The following is a 17,755-nucleotide window of genomic DNA, read 5'->3' as shown; positions in this document are numbered from 1 at the left end:
GGTCGCCCCACTGAAGGTCTTACCCGATGGACATGCAACCCCGTATCCGCCAACTCTTCCAGGCCAGCATCGACACCAAGCTGCAGGCCATGGAACTGCTGGCCCCGCACATCGAGCACGGCAGCATGGTGATGGTCCACGCGCTGCTCAATGAGGGCAAGATCCTGTCCTGCGGCAACGGCGGCTCGGCCGGCGACGCCCAGCACTTCTCCTCGGAGCTGCTCAACCGCTTCGAGCGCGAGCGCCCGAGCCTGCCCGCCGTGGCGCTGACCACCGACAGCTCGACCATCACCTCCATCGCCAACGATTACAGCTACAACGAAGTCTTTTCCAAGCAGATCCGCGCGCTCGGCCAGCCGGGCGACGTGCTCCTGGCGATTTCCACCAGCGGCAACTCGGCCAACGTGATCCAGGCCATTCAGGCCGCCCACGACCGCGAAATGGTGGTGGTCGCCCTGACCGGCCGCGACGGCGGCGGCATGGCCTCGCTGCTGCTGCCCGAGGACGTGGAGATCCGCGTTCCGTCCAAGGTCACGGCGCGCGTCCAGGAAGTGCACCTGCTGACCATCCATTGCCTCTGTGACCTGATCGACCGCCAACTGTTTGGGAGTGAAGAATGACCCGTTCCCCCCTGATCCTCGCCGGCCTGGCCCTCTGCCTCGCACTGTCCGGGTGCGGTGGCCGCACCGTCGGCAAGACCATCGACGACCAGTCCCTGCCGTCCAAGGTGCGCGCCAAGGTCGAAGGCGCCAGCCCTGACCTGAAAACCAACTCGCACGTCGTGGTCGCCAGCTATAACGGCGTGGTCCTGCTCGCCGGCCAGACGCCGCGCGCCGATCTCAAGGAACTCGCCGGCAAGGCCGCCCAGTCCGCCCAGGGCGTACGCCGCGTACACAACGAACTGCAGGTTCTGCCGCCCTCCTCCACCCTGGCACGGCTAAACGACAGCACCATCACCACCAAGATCACCACCCAGCTGCTGGCCGACGAAAAGGTTCCCAGCTCGCAGATCAAGGTGGTAACCGAGAACGGCATCGTCTACCTACTGGGCCTGATCACCCGCCAGGAGGCCGCCCTGGCCACCAGCATCGTCCAGAACGTCTCAGGCGTGCAGAGGATCGTGCGGCTCTTCGAGTACACCAACTGACCGATCCGGCAGGCACAAAAAAAGGCGATCCACTGGATCGCCTTTTTTGTCACTTGACCACTTTCAGGCTGGGCCTGCCGCTGGGACGCGAGGGGTCGCCTCCCGAGCTCGACGGCTCGCCGCCGGACGGGCCGCCGTCTTCGGGGCCAGGATCGTCGTCCGACAATGGCGGCTCGAGGTCGAAGACCATGCCCTGGCCATTCTCCCGGGCATAGATGGCCATGACCGCCGCCGACGGGATGTAGAGGCTGTGAGCCACACCACCGAAGCGCCCTTCGAAGCTCACTGCCTCGTTGTCCATGTGCAGGTGGCGCACGGCGCTGGGCGATACATTGAGCACGATCTGGCCGTCATTGGCATAGCCTGTCGGCACCTGCACACCCGCATGCTCGGCATTGACCAACAGGTGGGGCGTGCAGTCGTTGTCGACTATCCACTCGTAGAGGGCACGAACCAGGTAGGGGCGACTGGAGTTCATCTTGGTCTCCTCAGCGCATGTCGCGTTCGACGTCGGACAGGCTGGCTCGGAAGGAATCTCGAACGAAGGCCCGCTCCATGTAGTCCAGGAGGGGCTTGGCCGGCCTCGGCAGCTCGATGCCCAACAGGGGAAGGCGCCAGAGTATCGGCAGCAGGCAGCAGTCCACCAAGCTGAAATCTTCGCTCAGAAAGTAGGGCTTGTCCGCAAACAACGGCGATACGCCGGTCAGGCTCTCGCGCAGCTCCTTGCGCGCCAGGGCCTTGTCGGCGTCCTTGCTGCGAGGATCGAGGATACGATCCACCAGCGAGCACCAGTCGCGCTGCACGCGGTGAATGAGCAGGCGGCTGTTGGCGCGAGCCACCGGATAGACCGGAAGCAATGGCGGATGGGGGTAGCGCTCCTCGAGGTACTCCATTACCACGGTCGACTCATAGAGCGCCAGATCACGGTCCACCAGGGTCGGCACGCTGCCGTAGGGATTGACCTCGGCCAGCTTGGGCGGGCAGCGTCCAGGCTCGACATTGATAATTTCGGCAGCGACACCTTTCTCGGCGAGCACAATGCGTACGCGATGGGAATAGTGGTCGGCAGGGTCGGAGTAACAGGCCAGCCTGTTGGTGACGGCCATTGCGCCCTCCTCACTCGGGATTATTCAGGGGCAAAAAGACGCGCGCGCCCACTAAGGGCGCGCGCTTCGTACGACGGTGCAGCAGTGTATCAGTGCACGTCCTTCCAGTACTCACGCTTGAGCAGGTAGGCGAACACGAAGAAGAACGCCAGGTACAGCAGGACGTAGGTACCGACGCGCTGGCTTTCCAGCTTGACCGGGTTGGCGGAGTAAGCGAGGAAGGTCACGAGGTTCTGGACCTTCTCGTCGAACTCGGCTTCGGTCAGCTTGCCGGTCTTCGGCAGTACGGTGAGCTGATCGCACGCTTCATGAGTCAGCGGAGCGCCGGTCAGCGGATCGAACTGCTTCTTGCCGTCTTCCACCACCTGAACCTGCTTGCAACCTACGACCTGACGGCCTTGCAGGCTGACCAGGACGTTCGGCATGCCGACGTTCGGGAAGACCTTGTTGTTCACGCCCCACGGACGTGCAGGATCTTCGTAGAACGAGCGCAGGTAGCTGTACAGCCAGTCGGTGCCGCGCACGCGGGCTACCAGGGTCAGGTCGGGCGGAGCCGCACCGAACCAGACCTTGGCATCCTGGGGCTGCATGCCGATCTTCATGTGGTCGCCGATCTTGGCGCCAGTGAAGACCAGGTTTTCCAGCATCAGTTCTTCGGGAATGCCCAGATCCTTGGCCACACGCTCGTAGCGCTGGAACTTGGCACTGTGGCAGCCCATGCAGTAGTTCGCGAAGGTACGCGCGCCGTCCTGCATGGCAGCTTTGTCGGTGAGATCGATGTCGACCTTGTCCAGATGCACTTCACCACCGCTCGCGAAGGAAAGAGCCGGCAGCGCAGCAAATACAAATGCAGCAAATAGCTTTTTCATTAGCCCGTCACCCTTTCCGGAACCGGTTTGGTTTTTTCCATCCTGGTGTAGAACGGCATCAGGATGAAGTACGCGAAGTACAGGGTGGTGCACACCTGCGACAGCAACGTACGGCCCGGGGTCGGCGCCAGAACACCCAGCACGCCGAGGATGACGAAGGACACGCAGAACACCAGCAGCCAGATCTTGCTCAGCCAGCCCTTGTAGCGCATCGATTTCACCGGGCTGCGGTCCAGCCACGGCAGCACGAACAGTACGGCGATGGCAGCGCCCATGGCGATTACGCCAAGGAGCTTGTCCGGTACCGCACGGAGAATCGCGTAGAAGGGGGTGAAGTACCACACCGGCGCGATGTGCTCAGGGGTCTTGAACGGGTTGGCCTGTTCGAAGTTCGGCTTCTCGAGGAAGTAACCGCCCATTTCCGGGAAGAAGAACACCACGAAGCAGAACACGAAGAGGAATACCACTACGCCCACGATGTCTTTCACGGAGTAGTAGGGATGGAACGCGATACCGTCCAGCGGAATGCCGTTCTCGTCCTTCTTCTTCTTGATGTCCACGCCGTCCGGGTTGTTCGAACCCACCTCGTGCAGCGCCAGGATGTGCAGCACGACCAGGCCGAGCAGGACGATCGGCAGGGCAATCACGTGCAGGGCGAAGAAGCGGTTCAGGGTGATGCCGGAGATCAGGTAGTCACCACGGATCCACTGGGTGAGGTCATCGCCCACCACCGGGATGGCACCGAACAGCGAGATGATCACCTGGGCACCCCAGTAGGACATCTGGCCCCAGGGCAGCAGGTAGCCCATGAAGGCCTCGGCCATCAGGGCGAGGTAGATCAGCATGCCGAAGATCCACACCAGCTCGCGCGGCTTCTGGTAGGAGCCGTAGAGCAGACCGCGGAACATGTGCAGGTAGACGACGATGAAGAACGCCGATGCACCGGTGGAGTGCAGGTAGCGGATGATCCAGCCGTACTCCACGTCGCGCATGATGTATTCGACGGACGCGAAGGCTTCCTCGGCGGAGGGAGTGAAGCTCATGGTCAGCCAGATACCGGTGAGGATCTGGTTGACCAGTACCAGCAGTGCCAGCGAACCGAAGAAGTAGAAGAAGTTGAAGTTCTTCGGCGCGTAGTACTTGCTCAGATGGTCTTCCCACATCTTGGTCGCGGGGAAGCGCGCATCGACCCATTCCATGAATTTGCTCATCAGGCCTTCTCCTGGTCCACACCGACGACGATGACGTCATCCGTCTCGTACGAGTAAGGCGGCACCGGCAGGTTGATCGGTGCGGGTTGCGCCTTGTAGACACGGCCGGCGAGGTCGTAGCGGGAGCCGTGGCAGGGGCAGAAGTAGCCACCGACCCACTCGGCACCCAGGTCAGCCGGGGCGACTTCCGGGCGGAAGGACGGCGAGCAGCCCAGGTGGGTGCAGATACCGACCAGGACGAGGATTTCCGGCTTGATCGAACGGCTGACCGGATCCACGTAGGTCGGCTGCACGGAAGCCTTGGACTCCGGGTCGGCCATGCGGTCGTGGATCTTCGGGAGATTCGCAAGGATCTCCTCGGTGCGACGCACGATGAACACCGGCTGACCGCGCCATTCGGCGATGATCTGCTGGCCGGCCTCGACCTTGCTTATATTCACCTTGACCGGTGCACCCGCGGCCTTGGCCTTGGCACTGGGCAGCCATGACCCCACGAACGGGACCGCAGCCCCCACCGCTCCCGCCGCACCGACCACGGACGTGGCCGCTACGAGGAAGCGACGCCGGCCTGCATTCACGCCGTCATTGCTCATTCAGTCGTCTCCCATCAGCTTTTGTGGCCTGTTGTTCAGGCCTCTACTAAGTAAAAAATCGAGCCGCGCAAAAAATTCGCCAAATGGTAAAGAAAACCCCCTTTGCTGACAAGGTAATAGCCGGATACAAATTGGCCGAAAGCCTTGAATGGCGGGGGATCTGGGCGTGCGACAAGCTGTCGCAGGGCATAACTTTTCAGCGCATAAAAAAACGCCCAGCTCCGAAGAAACTGGGCGTTTTTTGCAAGCGTCGAATTAACGCTTGGAGTACTGCGGACGCTTACGCGCTTTACGCAGACCGACTTTCTTACGTTCAACTTCGCGAGCATCGCGAGTCACGTAGCCGGCCTTGCGCAGCGGGCTGCGCAGGGTTTCGTCGTACTCGATCAGGGCGCGGGTGATACCGTGACGGATAGCACCGGCTTGACCGCTCACACCACCGCCAACGACGGTGACGTAGATGTCGAACTTCTCGACGGTCTGGGTCAGCTCCAGCGGCTGACGCACGACCATGCGAGCGGTTTCGCGACCGAAGAAGGTATCCAGGGTGCGATTGTTGATGGAAATCTTGCCAGTACCCGGACGCAGGAAGACGCGAGCGGTAGCAGTCTTACGACGGCCAGTGCCGTAGTTTTGAGTCGCCGACATAATGAACTATCCCGTTAAATCTTCAGTTCTTGGGGCTGCTGAGCGGTGTGCGGGTGAACAGCACCCTTGTACACCTTCAGCTTGCGATACATGTCGCGGCCCAGCGGGTTCTTCGGCAGCATGCCTTTGACCGCGGTCTCGATCACGCGCTCGGGGGCCTTGGCAATCAGCTTCTCGAAGTTGATTTCCTTGATGCCACCCGGGAAACCGGAGTGCGAGTAGTACATCTTGTCGGTGGTCTTGGCACCAGTAACACGTACCTGCTCGGCATTGATCACGACGATGTAGTCGCCGGTGTCAACGTGAGGGGTGTATTCCGGCTTGTGCTTGCCACGCAGACGGCTGGCAATTTCGGTGGCCAGACGACCCAGGGTCTGACCTGCAGCGTCGACGACGTACCAGTCGCGCTTAACAGTTTCCGGTTTTGCAGTAAAAGTCTTCATTCGCTATAGCCTCAGGGGCCGCCCTGAAAATAAGACGGCGGATCTTACTGAATAGTGCTCGCCCTGGCAAGACCAAGGCAGCCGGAAACAGACGCTATCGGGGGCTCGGGTCAGCGCGTCCGCTACGGCAAAGGTTCTTTCGGCAGGCTAGGCATCCCCGCCTTCCTCCTCCGCGAGCTAGGCATCCCCGCGAAGAAAGCCGCGGAATTATGCCGATTGCAGGAAAAATTTCAACCTGATTTCATGCATCCTTTCACTTAAACCAAGGAGGCAGCGATGGAATACCGCCAATTGGGCCGCACCGACCTCAAGGTCAGCCGCCTTTGCCTGGGCACCATGACCTGGGGCGAGCAGAACACCGAAGCCCAGGCGTTCGCCCAGATCGAGCGCGCCAAGGCCTACGGGATCAACTTCATGGACGCGGCGGAGATGTATCCCGTACCTCCGAGGGCGGAGACCTACGGCGCCACCGAGAGCATCATCGGTAACTGGTTCGCCAAGCGCGGCGATCGCTCCGACTGGATCCTCGCGAGCAAGGTTGCCGGGCCCGGCAACGGCATCAGCCATATCCGCGGCGGCGCTCTCAAGCACAATCGCCAGCACATCACCGCAGCCCTGGACGCCAGCCTCGAACGCCTGCAGACCGACTGGATCGACCTCTACCAGTTGCACTGGCCCGAGCGCAGCACCAACTTCTTCGGCCAACTCGGCTACCAGCACCAGGAGCAGGACTTCACCCCGCTGCAGGAAACCCTCGAAGTCCTCGGCGAGCAGGTCAAGGCCGGAAAGATCCGCCATATCGGGCTGTCCAACGAAACACCCTGGGGCACCATGAAGTTCCTCCAGCTCGCCGAGCAGCTCGGCCTGCCCCGTGCCGTATCGATCCAGAATCCCTACAACCTGCTCAACCGCACCTTCGAAGTGGGCCTGGCCGAGGTGGCGATCCGCGAGCAATGTGGTCTGCTGGCCTATTCGCCCATGGCCTTCGGCATGCTCTCCGGCAAGTACGAGAACGGCGCGCGCCCGGCCAACGCGCGGATCACCCTGTTCAGCCGTTTCACGCGCTATACCAACCCGCAGTCCCAGGCGGCCTGCTCACGCTACGTGCAACTGGCACGGGAGCACGGCCTGGATCCGGCACAGATGGCCCTGGCCTTCGTCACAGCGCAACCCTTCGTGACCAGCAACATCATCGGCGCCACCTCCCTGGAGCAGTTGGAGGCGAACCTGCGCAGCACCGAGCTGAAGCTTTCCGAAGATGTGCTGGAAGGCATAGCCGCCATCCACAAGGACCAGCCGAACCCGGCGCCCTGAGAACGAAGAAGCCCGGCCAAAGCCGGGCTTCTTTCATTCATCGCGGACTCAGACCAGGGAGCGGGCGATGATCTCCTTCATGATCTCGTTGGTGCCGGCATAGATCCGCTGCACCCGCGCATCCGCCCAGGCGCGAGCCACTGCGTACTCCCACATGAAGCCGTAGCCGCCGTGCAGCTGCACGCACTCGTCGAGCACCTTGCATTGCAGATCGGTGCCCCAGTACTTGAGCATCGCCGCAGTGGGCACATCCAACTTGCCTTGCAGATGCAGCTCCAGGCAGCGGTCGACGAAGACGCGGCCGACCTGGATCTCGGTGGCCATCTCCGCCAGCTTGAAGCGGGTGTTCTGGAACTCGGCGATGGACTTGCCGAACGCCTTGCGCTCACGGGTGTAGTCCAGGGTCCAGTTCAACGCCGCCTCGGCCGAGGCCAGGGCGCCGACGCCCACTGTCAGGCGCTCCTGGGGCAGCTCCTGCATCAGGTAGGCGAAGCCCATGCCAGCCTGGCCCAGCAGGTTTTCCCTGGGAACGCGCACGTCCTGGAAGAACAGCTCGGCGGTGTCCTGGGCCTTCATCCCCACCTTCTCCAGGCGCTTGCCCTTGGCGAATCCGGGCGTGTCCGCCTCCACCAGGAACAGGCTGGTGCCCTTGGCGCCCGCCTTGGGATCGGTCTTGGCCACCACTATCACCAGATCGGCCAGTAAACCGTTGGTGATGAAGGTCTTGGAGCCGTTGATGACGTACTCGTCGCCATCCAGCACTGCGGTGGTCTTCACCCCCTGCAGGTCCGAGCCGGCTCCGGGCTCGGTCATGGCGATGGCCGTCACCAGCTCACCACTGACCAGCTTGGGCAGGTACTTCTGCTTCTGGGCTTCGGAACCGTAGTGGAGGATGTAAGGAGCGACTATGTCGGAGTGCAACGAGAAACCGATACCGGTCAGGCCGAGGCGGCCGATCTCTTCGATCACCACTGCGCTGTAGAGGAAGTCCGCGCCCATGCCGCCGTACTCCTCGGGGATGTGCGAACAGAGCATGCCGGCCTCGCCGGCCTTGTTCCACAGCGTGCGGTCGATGTGGCCGTCCTTTTCCCACTGCTGGTGATACGGCACCGCCTCCTGCTCGAGGAACTTGCGCACACTGTCGCGAAAGAGTTCGTGGTCGGAGCTGAACAGGGTTCTCGGGATCATGGCATCACCTTGAATGACACGTGGGTCGTGTGGGTTCGGAGGCAACCGACTCTAGGCCAGTCCCCTCTTCGGCCATACTGGACACTTAGGACAAAAAATAAGACGATTCAGCCACCGAATGACCGCTTTCCCCTAATAAGAACAAACTCATGAGCAACTCGCAGTCCCCCAACCTTCGACAGGTCAGCATCCTCGCCATCGAAGGCGTCTTCGCCTCCACCCTGATGCAAGCCAAGGACTTCTTTCACATGGCCAGCCTGCGCTTCGGCAAGCTGCAGGGCAAAGGCCTCACACCGGCCTTCCAGACCCGCCTGGTGAGCCCGGATGGCCTGCCGGTGGAAAGCTTCAGCGACGTGCGCATCCCCGTCGACGGTCCGCTGGATGACGCACAGATCATCATACTCCCGACCTTCTGGGGCGACTTCGATACCCTGCGCGTCCGCTATCCACAGGTGTGCAGCTGGCTGCGCGAACGCCACGCGGCCGGCAGCGTCATCTGCGGCGAGGCCAGCGGGGTGTTCTGGATGGCCCAGGCCGGCCTGCTGGACGGCAAGGAGGCGACCACCTACTGGCGCTTCTTCAGCGAGTTCGCCGAACGCTTCCCCAGGGTGCTGCTGAACCAGGACAAGCACCTGTCGGATGCCGACAATCTATATTGCGCCGGCGGCGTCACCTCGGCCTGCGACCTCTACATCTACCTGATCGAGCGCTTCTGCGGCGCCGGCATCGCCCAGGCGGTATCCCGCGACATCCTCTACGAGGTGCAACGCAGCTACACCCCGGGCCGCATCGGATTCGGCGGACAGAAGCTGCACCACGACATGACCATCCTGCAGATCCAGCAATGGCTGGAAGAGCACTTCGCCGACAAGTTCCGCTTTGAGGATGTGGCGCGCGAGCACGGCATGAGCATCCGCAATTTCATGCGCCGCTTCCAGGCCGCCACCGGCGACAAGCCTCTGCACTACCTGCAGCGGTTACGCATCGAAACGGCCAAGGGCCTGCTCTCCTCCACCCGCAAGAGCATCAAGACCATCAGTTACGAAGTGGGTTACGACGACGCCAGCTTCTTCGCCCGCCTGTTTCGTCAGCACACCCAACTCTCCCCCAATCAGTACCGCCGCCAGTACCAGCAGAAAGGCGAGTGACCAAGCCGGGTGAGAACGTCGCGAGCGAAGCTTATTCAAGGCGAAAACAGCCGATAAAGCGCGGTTTACCTGTTGTAAATGAGCATTTTGATCGGACTCGCGCCCGAGGCGGTTTTCAACACCGCATAACCGATCGCAGCAGTTTTCACACAGTTTGGCGCGGCCATCCCAAGGATAGGTTGGCCAACGCCCGCACCGCCCTATGATCGGCCCATGCCCGAACGGGACGCCCAGAGCCCACGCCAGCCCCGGCGTGGACGGACGACAACAAGAAAAGGTCCATCGCCATGCGCCGCTACCTGCTTGCCCTGCTGGCCGTCTGCAGCCTTACCGCTGTGGCGGACGACAACTGGAAACCCTTCCCCTACGACCAGGCCGCCTATGACTATTCCGGCGACAAGCTGCGCGAGGCCTGGCCACGCCTGACCCGCGGTTTCGGCCCCGACTACCCCTATCCGGACGCCGATTGGGTGGTGACCATGGCCACGAAGTATCCCAAGGCCCTGGAGCTGACCGTGACCAGCAACACCGGCTTCACCGGCAACCCGGAAGAAGCCGAGGCGTACGCGGCCAAACTGCAGGATGTCTGGCGCCTGATGTTCCGCGGCGACTTCGCCAAGGCCAAGAAGCAGGGGCTCGCCCTGGGCGTCGGCGGGCAGGTCCCGGCGATGTTCGCCCAGGTGGTCTATGCCCTGTTCGTCGTGCCGGACCAGGCCGAGAAGCATCGCCTGCTGGAAGAGGTGATCCGCTACACCGACGAGGCCGGTGACCTGGTCAAGGCCGACGTCGCCGCCCAGTTCGGCCGCGCCTATGCCAAGGCCCGCCTGGGCGAGGAACTGCCGGTGCCGGTGGTGCTGAAGCGCGGCTACACCAGCCAGATTCCCGAGGAACTGGACGCCCTGCTGAAGAAGCAACCGCAGCAGCCCTTTGCCCTCGCCCTCTACGGCGGCTACGAGGCTGGCGTGATCCGCCGGGTCGGAAAACTGGTGGGCAAGATGACCTACGGGGTCAGCCCGGACAAGATGGAGCAGTTCTTCGCCCGCTCTTTCAAGGCCACCAGCGACCTGCCCATCGGCCACTACGAGTACGCCAACGCCCTGGTCTACGTCTACGGCGAGGACGAAGAGGCCAAAGTGCTTGAACACCTGAAGAAGGCGGTATCGATCAAGCCGGTCAACGCCATGGAAGCCCTGGAAGTGGCCCATGCGCAGAAGCTGCTGAAACAATGGGAGCAGAAGCTGGCGCAGAACTGAACGCGCCCGCCGGGAACGAAAAAGGCTGCCCTCGGGCAGCCTTTTTCTTGTGCGTGTCTCAGGGCTTGTGAGGCCTGGAGAGGAACTCGTGGGACTGCATTTCCAGCAACCGGCTCAGGGTACGCTGGAACTCGAAATTCAGCCGACCGCCGCTGTAGAGGTCTTTCAGCTCCACCTCGGCGGAGATGATCAGCTTGACGTTGCGGTCGTAGAACTCGTCCACCAGATTGATGAAGCGACGCGCCATGTCGTCCTTGGCCACGCTCATCTGCTCGACGTTGGCGAGGATCACGGCGTGGAAAATCTTGCCCAGCTCGATGTAGTCGTTCTGGCTGCGCGGACCGTCGCAAAGCTCGCGGAACTCGAACCAGGCGACGTCCTCGCAGACGCGCACGGCACGGATCTCGCGGTTCTCGATCATCAGGACCTCGTTCTCCTGGGACATGGTGCAGTCCGGCAACAGGCTCTTGAAGCTCCTGCTCAGGCTGGCCTCGGCCTCGGCGTCCAGCGGATGGTGGAACAGCTCGGCCTGCTCCAGGGCGCGCAGGCGGTAGTCGACGCCGCTGTCGACGTTGACGATCTCGGTGTGCTCCTTGAGCAGGGCGATGGCCGGCAGGAAGCGCGCGCGCTGCAGGCCATCCTTGTAGAGGCCGTCGGGAACGATGTTGGACGTCGCCACCAGGCTGACGCCGTTCTTGAACAGCTCTTCCAGGAGCGTGGCCAGGATCATGGCATCGGTAATGTCGGAGACGAAAAATTCGTCGAAACAGATCACCCGGGCTTCATCGGCGAACCGCTTGCCGATGATGGTCAGCGGGTTCTTCTCGCCCTTGAGGGTCTTCATCTCCTCGTGGACGCGCTTCATGAAGCGGTGGAAGTGGGTACGCATCTTCTGCTTGAAGGGCAGCGCGTCGTAGAAGGTATCCACCAGGTAGGTCTTGCCGCGGCCAACACCGCCCCAGAAGTACAGGCCCTTGACCGGGCCCTGACGCTTCTTGCCGAAGAGGCTGCCGAGCAGCCCGGGCTTGCCGCGGTCGTCGGCGATCAGGTCGTCGTACAGGCGCTGCAAATGGCGAACGGCAGTTTCCTGCGCGGCATCGTGGAAGAAGTCCGGCCGCTTCAGATCGGCCTGGTAGCGCTCTAGGGGGGTCATGATCGATAGCAAGGCAACGAAAAACGGGGCAGGTACTTTAGAGCCTGCCCCGTGGATTGGCAATTGGCCGGCAACGCCGGCCGCTGGAAAGACAGTTATTCCTGGGGCGCGAGGGCCGCGTACAGGCGCTGGATGGCCGCATCGCGAGCGGCAGCGTCGGCGAAGGCCGGGCTGGTCGCCACCTGCTCGTCATCCAGCCAGAGGCCGAAGGTCTCGCCCTCCACCCGCAGATCCAGCTCGTCGCCGGATTGCAGACGCTTGCTGACCTGCCCCGCCGTCTTGCCGTCGGCGAAGGCACTGGACAGCAGCAGCTGCTCGCCATCGGCGTCCAGCAGGCGGAAGCGGAAGCTGCCGTCGTCTTCGCGGAAGCTGACGAAGCGGGCGCTCTTGGTCGCTTTCTTCGCCTTCGCCTCGCCGGCGCCCTGGGCGCTGGCGCGGAAGGAACGCAGGCCCACGGCCTCGCGCAGCTCGTTGAGGAAAGGCGTGGCGATCCTGCGGGCCTTGGCGGCGCCGGCGAGGAGGATGTCCTCCAGGTCGGCCGGACGCTCGATCAGCGCGTGGTATTTCTCGCGGGCCTCGCCCAGCTCGTTGTCGAGCAACTGGAACAGGCGCTGCTTGGCCTCGCCCCAGGCCAGACCGGCCAAGAGTTCGGCGCGGAACTCGGCGAGCTGAGCCGGGGTGGCAAAAGCCTGGTAAAGCGTGAACAGATGGGAGTTGTCCGGGTCCTTCGGCTCGCCGGGCGCACGCGAGTCGGTGACGATCCGGGCGATGGCGTCCTTCAGTTGCTTGGCGCTGCCGAACAGCGGGATGGTGTTGTCGTAGCTCTTGGACATCTTGCGGCCGTCGAGGCCGGGCAAGGTGGCGACTTCTTCCTCGATCACCGCTTCCGGCAGGGTGAAGAACTCGCGGCCGGCGCCGAACAGGTGGTTGAAACGCTGGCCGATGTCGCGGGCCATCTCCACGTGCTGGATCTGGTCGCGGCCCACCGGCACCTTGTGCGCGTTGAACATCAGGATGTCCGCCGCCATCAGCACCGGGTAGCTGTACAGGCCCATGGTGACGCCGGCATCCGGGTCTTCACCGTTCTCCAGGTTCTTGTCCACCGAGGCCTTGTAGGCGTGGGCGCGGTTGAGCAGGCCTTTGGCGCTGACGCAGGTGAGCAGCCAGGTGAGTTCGGTGATCTCGGGAATGTCGGACTGGCGGTAGAAGGTCGCCTTGTCGGTATCCAGACCGCAGGCCAGCCAGGTGGCGGCGATTTCCAGGCGCGAACGCTGGATGCGGGCCGGGTCGTCGCACTTGATCAGGGCGTGGTAGTCGGCCAGGAAGTAGAAGGAATCGACGTCGCTGGCGCGGCTGGCAACGATGGCCGGGCGAATGGCGCCCGCGTAGTTGCCGAGGTGCGGCGTGCCGGTGGTGGTGATGCCGGTGAGGATACGAGTGGTCATGGTGTTCGCTTGTCGGACTTCGTTCGGAATCAGAGACGCGGCAGGACCAGGTCCTTGAGATCGGTCAGCTTGCCGTGGAAGAAGTGCCCGCATTCTGCCACTTTCAGCAGCTCATGGGGGCGCACGAGGCCGGCGGACCAGTCGTACACAGCCTGCGGGGGCACGACTTCGTCGGCGTCGGGCTGGATCACCGCCAGTTCGCCGCCCTCGGGCAACGGATTGTCCGCGGTCATGCGCATCACTGCCGGCGCGACCATGAACAGCCGCGGCACCGGAACGCCCTGACGCTCCAGGCGGCCGGCCAGGCTGGCGGCGACGAAACCGCCGAAAGAAAAGCCGAACAGGGTCAGCGGCAGCTCCGGGCGCTGGGCACGGAACCAGTGGGCCACGGCTTCGGCGTCGTCCACCTCGCCCATGCCCATGTCATGGCTGCCGGCGCTGGCGCCGACGCCGCGGTAGTTGAAGCGCAGGGTGCTGTAGCCGGCGTCGCGGGCGGTGCGTTGCAGGGTGGAGACCACCTTGTTGAGCATGGTGCCGCCTTGCACCGGATTGGGATGGCAGATCAGCGCCAGGCCCTTGGCCTCGGGCAGATCGAGATGCAGCGCCTCGAGCTGGCCGCAGGGGCCATCGAGCAGAAGAGGGTTTTCGCGGATCAACAAGGGAAACTCCGTGACCCCGTGACGGGTCGACTCGTCTTGGATTAGCACAACAGGGCTTGCGTCGCGGTATACAGCGCGGATTCGAGCCGTTAACGTAAAGCAAAGCCGCTTATAGAGGAAGGACTCGTGGAACAGTCGCTCACCGTCTGGTTGTTACCAGCCTTCGCCCTGCTCGCCGGTATCGGCATCGGATTCCTGATCGCCCGCCTGGTGCCCAATGCCGCCCCGACCCGGACGCAGCGCCAGCTGGATGACTTGCAGGAACGTTTCGATACCTACCAGAGCGAGGTGGTCACTCACTTCAACACCACCGCCAACCTGGTCAAGAAGCTCACCCAGAGCTACCAGGAAGTGCAGGAGCACCTCTCCGAGGGCGCCAGCCGCCTGGCCCTCGACGAACTAACCCGCCAGCGCCTGCTGGCCGCCCTGCACGCTGACGAAGCCGCCAGCCCCCGCGAGCGCCTGACTCCGCCGAAGAGCAACGAAGCGCCCAAGGACTACGCCCCCAAGGCTCCGGACGCGCCCGGCACCCTGGACGAGACCTTCGGCCTCAAAGGCAAGTACTGAAGCCTTCGCGGCCGGCCCGGGCAACCGGGCCGGCCGAATCCAGGCCAATAAAAAGCCCCGCGCATGCGGGGCTTTTTATTGCCTTGCCGTTTAGATCGCGCCGCGGCTGCGGAGCAGGTCGAGCACCTGCTTGACGCCCTCTTCCACCGGGATGGACTGGGTGTCGATCACCAGGTCGGCGTCCAGCGGGATGTCGAAGGGGAAGGACTCGCCAGGAATGTTGTCCTGGCCGGCGGCGTAGAGACCTTGCGGGTCACGCTCGCGGCAGGCCTGCGGCGATGCCTGGACATAGACGGTGATCAGGCGCTCGGCGCCGATCAGCGCTTTAGCCTGCTCACGGCCTTCGGCATCCGGCGCGACGAAAGCGGCCACGGTGACTAGGCCGGCTTCGTTGAACTGGCGCGCGACGTGGGCGGCACGACGCCAGTTCTCGGTGCGACCGGCGCGGTCCTGCGGCAGGCCCTTGTTCAGGTCGTGGCGCAGGTTCTGGCCATCCAGCACGTAGACGGCGCGGCCCATGTCGAACAGCTTGCGCTCCACGGCGTAGGCCAGGGTGCTTTTGCCGGCGCCGGAAAGGCCACTGAACAGCACGGTAGCCGGCTGCTGGCCGAAGCGCGCAGCACGCTCTTCAGGCGATACGTGGGCCTGACGGCCATGGTGGCCGTCGACGTTTCGCCCGGCCTTCGGGTCGGCGATGATCATGCCGGCGCCGACGGTGCCATTGGTCAGGCGGTCGATGACGATGAAGGCGCCGGTGGTGCGGTTCTGCTCATAACCGTCGAGGGCGATGGGCGCATCCAGGCTGACCTTGACCTTGGCGATCTCGTTCAGCTGCAGGCTGCTGCCAGCGGTTTCCTCGAGGGTGTTCACATCCACCTTGTGGGTGATGCTCGGGATCGAACCCGGCACATAGCTGGTGGCGCGCTTGATGTCGTACTTCTTGCCCGGGAGCATCGGCTCCTCGGACATCCACACCAGCATCGCGTTGAAGCTGTCGGTGATCTGCGGGCTGTTGTCGGCATGCACCAGCATGTCGCCGCGGGAGACGTCGATCTCGTCTTCCAGGGTCAGGGTAACGGCCTGGCCTGGGCCGGCCTGTTCCAGTTCGCCCTCGAAGGTGACGATGGACTTGACCCGGCTACCCTTGCCCGACGGCAGGGCCACCACGTCGTCGCCCTTGCGCACGATGCCGCTGGCCAGGGTGCCGGCGAAACCGCGGAAATTGAGGTTCGGGCGGTTAACGTACTGCACCGGGAAGCGCATGTCGGAGACGTTGCGGTCGCCGGCGATTTCCACGGTCTCGAGGATCTCCATCAGCGACTGACCGGAGTACCAGGGCGAACGCTCGCTCTTGTTGACCACGTTGTCGCCCTTCAGCGCCGACATCGGCACGAAGTGGATCGACGTGGGATTGAGCTTGATGCGTTCGGCGAACTGCAGGTAGTCGGCCTTGATCGCTTCGAAGACGCCCTGATCGAAGTCCTTCAGGTCCATCTTGTTGACCGCGACGACGATGTGCTTGATCCCCAGCAGCGACGCGATGTAGCTGTGGCGGCGGGTCTGGGTCTGCACGCCGTAGCGGGCATCGACGAGGATGATCGCCAGGTCGCAGGTCGACGCACCGGTGGCCATGTTGCGGGTGTACTGCTCATGGCCGGGGGTGTCGGCGATGATGAACTTGCGCTTGGCGGTACTGAAGTAGCGGTACGCCACATCGATGGTGATGCCCTGCTCGCGCTCGGCCTGCAGGCCATCGACCAGCAGCGCCAGGTCGACGTCGTCACCGGTGGTGCCGACTTTCTTCGAATCGCGGGTGATGGCTTCCAGATGGTCTTCATAGATCATCTTGGAGTCGTGCAGCAGGCGCCCGATCAGGGTGCTCTTGCCGTCGTCGACGTTGCCGCAGGTGAGGAAGCGCAGCAGTTCCTTGCGTTCGTGCTGGGCCAGGTAGGCGAGGATGTCCTCGCTGATCAAATCGGATTGGTGGCTCATGATGCGGAATCCTTAGAAATAGCCCTGACGTTTCTTCTCTTCCATCGACCCGGCGGCGTCGTGGTCGATGACCCGCCCCTGGCGTTCGGAGGTACGGGTCAGGAGCATTTCCTGGATGATTTCCGGCAACGTGGTCGCCGTGGACTCCACCGCGCCAGTCAGCGGGTAGCAGCCGAGGGTGCGGAAACGCACCATGCGCTTCTCGATGCGTGCTTTCTCTTCGTCGGAGAGATGCTCGAGGATGCGCTCGTCGTCGATCATGATCAGCGTGCCGTTCTTCTCGATGACCTCGCGCTCGGCGGCGAAGTACAGCGGGACGATCGGAATCTGTTCCAGATAGATGTATTGCCAGATATCCAACTCGGTCCAGTTGGACAGCGGGAAGACGCGGATCGACTCGCCCTTCTTCACCTTGCCGTTGTAGACGTTCCACAGCTCCGGACGCTGGTTCTTCGGGTCCCAGCGGTGCTTGCTGTCACGGAAGGAGTATACGCGCTCCTTGGCGCGGGACTTCTCCTCGTCGCGACGGGCGCCGCCGAAGGCCGCATCGAAGCCATACTTGTCGAGCGCCTGCTTGAGGCCCTCGGTCTTCATCACGTCGGTGTGCTTCGCGCTGCCATGGGTAAAGGGGTTGATGCCCTGGGCAACGCCTTCCGGATTGACGTGAGTGATCAGGTCCAGGCCCATCTCGGCGACCATCTTGTCGCGGAAACGGTACATCTCCTGGAACTTCCACCGGGTGTCGACGTGCATGACCGGGAACGGCAGCTTGCCGGGGAAGAACGCCTTGCGCGCCAGGTGCAGCATGACGGCGGAGTCTTTGCCGATGGAGTAGAGCATCACCGGGTTGTCGAATTCGGCGGCCACTTCACGAATGATGTGGATGCTCTCCGCCTCCAGCTGTTTCAGGTGCGTCAGTTTATCGAGCATGGCTACTCACGAAGGTATTTCTGATACGACGGCCGGCGGGCCGTGGACGAAGCGGCACTCTAACACAGCCCCTCATTCTATTGAGGAGG

General features: G+C 63.0%; 19 protein-coding genes. 6 read left to right on the top strand and 13 right to left on the bottom strand.

Features of this window, described 5'->3' with window-relative positions:
- Nucleotides 1-26: 26 nt before the first annotated feature.
- Entirely contained in the window at nucleotides 27-620 is a 594-nt protein-coding gene (locus tag E8F12_RS22265; protein WP_280327340.1) for a phosphoheptose isomerase, read from the top strand.
- Nucleotides 617-1,147 (top strand): BON domain-containing protein, encoded by a 531-nt coding sequence (locus E8F12_RS22260; RefSeq protein ID WP_280327339.1) that lies wholly within the window; start codon nucleotides 617-619, stop codon nucleotides 1,145-1,147. The genes E8F12_RS22265 and E8F12_RS22260 overlap by 4 nt, the downstream gene beginning before the upstream one ends.
- 49 nt (nucleotides 1,148-1,196) lie before the next feature.
- Here the strand turns inward: E8F12_RS22260 and E8F12_RS22255 are convergent, their stop codons facing one another.
- The 7 genes from E8F12_RS22255 to rplM all read right to left on the bottom strand — a co-directional run bounded on the left by E8F12_RS22255 (nucleotide 1,197) and on the right by rplM (nucleotide 6,017).
- A complete protein-coding gene (locus E8F12_RS22255; protein ID WP_280327338.1) occupies nucleotides 1,197-1,625 on the bottom strand; it encodes a ClpXP protease specificity-enhancing factor in 429 nt (142 codons plus the stop codon).
- Between the two features lie 10 nt (nucleotides 1,626-1,635).
- A complete protein-coding gene (locus E8F12_RS22250) occupies nucleotides 1,636-2,253 on the bottom strand; it encodes a glutathione S-transferase N-terminal domain-containing protein (protein ID WP_280290839.1) in 618 nt (205 codons plus the stop codon).
- 89 nt (nucleotides 2,254-2,342) lie between these two features.
- On the bottom strand, nucleotides 2,343-3,122 hold the full coding sequence (locus E8F12_RS22245) for a cytochrome c1 (RefSeq protein ID WP_280327337.1): 780 nt from the start codon (nucleotides 3,120-3,122) through the stop codon (nucleotides 2,343-2,345).
- Complete coding sequence (locus E8F12_RS22240) at nucleotides 3,122-4,333, bottom strand: cytochrome bc complex cytochrome b subunit (protein WP_280290837.1); 1,212 nt, start codon at nucleotides 4,331-4,333, stop codon at nucleotides 3,122-3,124. Before E8F12_RS22240 ends, E8F12_RS22245 begins: the two co-directional genes overlap by 1 nt.
- Complete coding sequence (gene petA, locus E8F12_RS22235) at nucleotides 4,333-4,926, bottom strand: ubiquinol-cytochrome c reductase iron-sulfur subunit (protein WP_151131975.1); 594 nt, start codon at nucleotides 4,924-4,926, stop codon at nucleotides 4,333-4,335. The genes E8F12_RS22240 and petA overlap by 1 nt, the downstream gene beginning before the upstream one ends.
- Before the next feature lie 255 nt (nucleotides 4,927-5,181).
- Nucleotides 5,182-5,574 carry a 30S ribosomal protein S9 gene (rpsI, locus tag E8F12_RS22230; RefSeq protein ID WP_280290835.1) on the bottom strand — a complete coding sequence of 131 codons (393 nt, stop codon included), beginning with the start codon at nucleotides 5,572-5,574 and terminating at the stop codon, nucleotides 5,182-5,184.
- A 14-nt stretch (nucleotides 5,575-5,588) separates the two neighbouring features.
- On the bottom strand, nucleotides 5,589-6,017 hold the full coding sequence (rplM, locus tag E8F12_RS22225; protein WP_016490991.1) for a 50S ribosomal protein L13: 429 nt from the start codon (nucleotides 6,015-6,017) through the stop codon (nucleotides 5,589-5,591).
- Nucleotides 6,018-6,293: 276 nt separating this feature from the next.
- Here rplM and E8F12_RS22220 point away from each other — a divergent pair, with 276 nt between their 5' ends.
- Entirely contained in the window at nucleotides 6,294-7,331 is a 1,038-nt protein-coding gene (locus E8F12_RS22220; protein WP_280327336.1) for an NADP(H)-dependent aldo-keto reductase, read from the top strand.
- A 48-nt stretch (nucleotides 7,332-7,379) separates the two neighbouring features.
- On the opposite strand, the gene E8F12_RS22215 is transcribed toward E8F12_RS22220, so the two are convergent.
- Entirely contained in the window at nucleotides 7,380-8,519 is a 1,140-nt protein-coding gene (locus tag E8F12_RS22215) for an acyl-CoA dehydrogenase family protein (protein ID WP_280327335.1), read from the bottom strand.
- Between the two features lie 248 nt (nucleotides 8,520-8,767).
- Here E8F12_RS22215 and E8F12_RS22210 point away from each other — a divergent pair, with 248 nt between their 5' ends.
- Nucleotides 8,768-9,667, top strand: coding sequence for a GlxA family transcriptional regulator (locus tag E8F12_RS22210; protein ID WP_280327625.1), 900 nt, complete (start codon nucleotides 8,768-8,770; stop codon nucleotides 9,665-9,667).
- 287 nt (nucleotides 9,668-9,954) lie between these two features.
- Nucleotides 9,955-10,920 (top strand): hypothetical protein, encoded by a 966-nt coding sequence (locus E8F12_RS22205; protein WP_280327334.1) that lies wholly within the window; start codon nucleotides 9,955-9,957, stop codon nucleotides 10,918-10,920.
- Nucleotides 10,921-10,978: 58 nt separating this feature from the next.
- Here E8F12_RS22205 and zapE read toward each other — a convergent pair whose 3' ends face one another.
- From zapE to E8F12_RS22190, 3 genes are all read right to left on the bottom strand, one after another.
- Nucleotides 10,979-12,073 (bottom strand): cell division protein ZapE, encoded by a 1,095-nt coding sequence (zapE, locus tag E8F12_RS22200; RefSeq protein WP_280327333.1) that lies wholly within the window; start codon nucleotides 12,071-12,073, stop codon nucleotides 10,979-10,981.
- Nucleotides 12,074-12,168: 95 nt separating this feature from the next.
- Nucleotides 12,169-13,518: a tryptophan--tRNA ligase gene (locus tag E8F12_RS22195; RefSeq protein WP_280327332.1), complete on the bottom strand. Its 1,350-nt coding sequence runs from the start codon at nucleotides 13,516-13,518 to the stop codon at nucleotides 12,169-12,171.
- 29 nt (nucleotides 13,519-13,547) lie between these two features.
- On the bottom strand, nucleotides 13,548-14,177 hold the full coding sequence (locus E8F12_RS22190) for an alpha/beta fold hydrolase (protein ID WP_280327331.1): 630 nt from the start codon (nucleotides 14,175-14,177) through the stop codon (nucleotides 13,548-13,550).
- A 126-nt stretch (nucleotides 14,178-14,303) separates the two neighbouring features.
- On the opposite strand from E8F12_RS22190, the gene E8F12_RS22185 reads away from it, so the two are divergent.
- A complete protein-coding gene (locus tag E8F12_RS22185; RefSeq protein ID WP_280290828.1) occupies nucleotides 14,304-14,744 on the top strand; it encodes a DUF1043 family protein in 441 nt (146 codons plus the stop codon).
- 90 nt (nucleotides 14,745-14,834) lie between these two features.
- Here E8F12_RS22185 and cysN read toward each other — a convergent pair whose 3' ends face one another.
- Together cysN and cysD are read right to left on the bottom strand one after the other, a co-directional pair.
- On the bottom strand, nucleotides 14,835-16,736 hold the full coding sequence (gene cysN / locus E8F12_RS22180) for a sulfate adenylyltransferase subunit CysN (RefSeq protein WP_280327330.1): 1,902 nt from the start codon (nucleotides 16,734-16,736) through the stop codon (nucleotides 14,835-14,837).
- Between the two features lie 12 nt (nucleotides 16,737-16,748).
- Nucleotides 16,749-17,666 carry a sulfate adenylyltransferase subunit CysD gene (gene cysD / locus E8F12_RS22175; protein ID WP_028628478.1) on the bottom strand — a complete coding sequence of 306 codons (918 nt, stop codon included), beginning with the start codon at nucleotides 17,664-17,666 and terminating at the stop codon, nucleotides 16,749-16,751.
- Nucleotides 17,667-17,755: the final 89 nt, after the last annotated feature.

It is taken from the genome of Pseudomonas sp. BN102, from assembly GCF_029871245.1.
GTDB lineage: Bacteria > Pseudomonadota > Gammaproteobacteria > Pseudomonadales > Pseudomonadaceae > Metapseudomonas.
Note: the sequence above shows the minus strand (reverse complement) of the source record. Positions and strands in the feature narration are given on the sequence as shown.

Bases quoted from the DNA above. Each gene is read 5' to 3' on its own strand.
- E8F12_RS22265 (WP_280327340.1), top strand. From the start codon at position 27: ATGGACATGCAACCCCGTATCCGCCAACTCTTCCAGGCCAGCATCGAC.
- E8F12_RS22260 (WP_280327339.1), top strand. From the start codon at position 617: ATGACCCGTTCCCCCCTGATCCTCGCCGGCCTGGCCCTCTGCCTCGCA.
- E8F12_RS22255 (WP_280327338.1), bottom strand. From the start codon at position 1,625: ATGAACTCCAGTCGCCCCTACCTGGTTCGTGCCCTCTACGAGTGGATA.
- E8F12_RS22250 (WP_280290839.1), bottom strand. From the start codon at position 2,253: ATGGCCGTCACCAACAGGCTGGCCTGTTACTCCGACCCTGCCGACCAC.
- E8F12_RS22245 (WP_280327337.1), bottom strand. From the start codon at position 3,122: ATGAAAAAGCTATTTGCTGCATTTGTATTTGCTGCGCTGCCGGCTCTT.
- E8F12_RS22240 (WP_280290837.1), bottom strand. From the start codon at position 4,333: ATGAGCAAATTCATGGAATGGGTCGATGCGCGCTTCCCCGCGACCAAG.
- petA (WP_151131975.1), bottom strand. From the start codon at position 4,926: ATGAGCAATGACGGCGTGAATGCAGGCCGGCGTCGCTTCCTCGTAGCG.
- rpsI (WP_280290835.1), bottom strand. From the start codon at position 5,574: ATGTCGGCGACTCAAAACTACGGCACTGGCCGTCGTAAGACTGCTACC.
- rplM (WP_016490991.1), bottom strand. From the start codon at position 6,017: ATGAAGACTTTTACTGCAAAACCGGAAACTGTTAAGCGCGACTGGTAC.
- E8F12_RS22220 (WP_280327336.1), top strand. From the start codon at position 6,294: ATGGAATACCGCCAATTGGGCCGCACCGACCTCAAGGTCAGCCGCCTT.
- E8F12_RS22215 (WP_280327335.1), bottom strand. From the start codon at position 8,519: ATGATCCCGAGAACCCTGTTCAGCTCCGACCACGAACTCTTTCGCGAC.
- E8F12_RS22210 (WP_280327625.1), top strand. From the start codon at position 8,768: ATGGCCAGCCTGCGCTTCGGCAAGCTGCAGGGCAAAGGCCTCACACCG.
- E8F12_RS22205 (WP_280327334.1), top strand. From the start codon at position 9,955: ATGCGCCGCTACCTGCTTGCCCTGCTGGCCGTCTGCAGCCTTACCGCT.
- zapE (WP_280327333.1), bottom strand. From the start codon at position 12,073: ATGACCCCCCTAGAGCGCTACCAGGCCGATCTGAAGCGGCCGGACTTC.
- E8F12_RS22195 (WP_280327332.1), bottom strand. From the start codon at position 13,518: ATGACCACTCGTATCCTCACCGGCATCACCACCACCGGCACGCCGCAC.
- cysN (WP_280327330.1), bottom strand. From the start codon at position 16,736: ATGAGCCACCAATCCGATTTGATCAGCGAGGACATCCTCGCCTACCTG.
- cysD (WP_028628478.1), bottom strand. From the start codon at position 17,666: ATGCTCGATAAACTGACGCACCTGAAACAGCTGGAGGCGGAGAGCATC.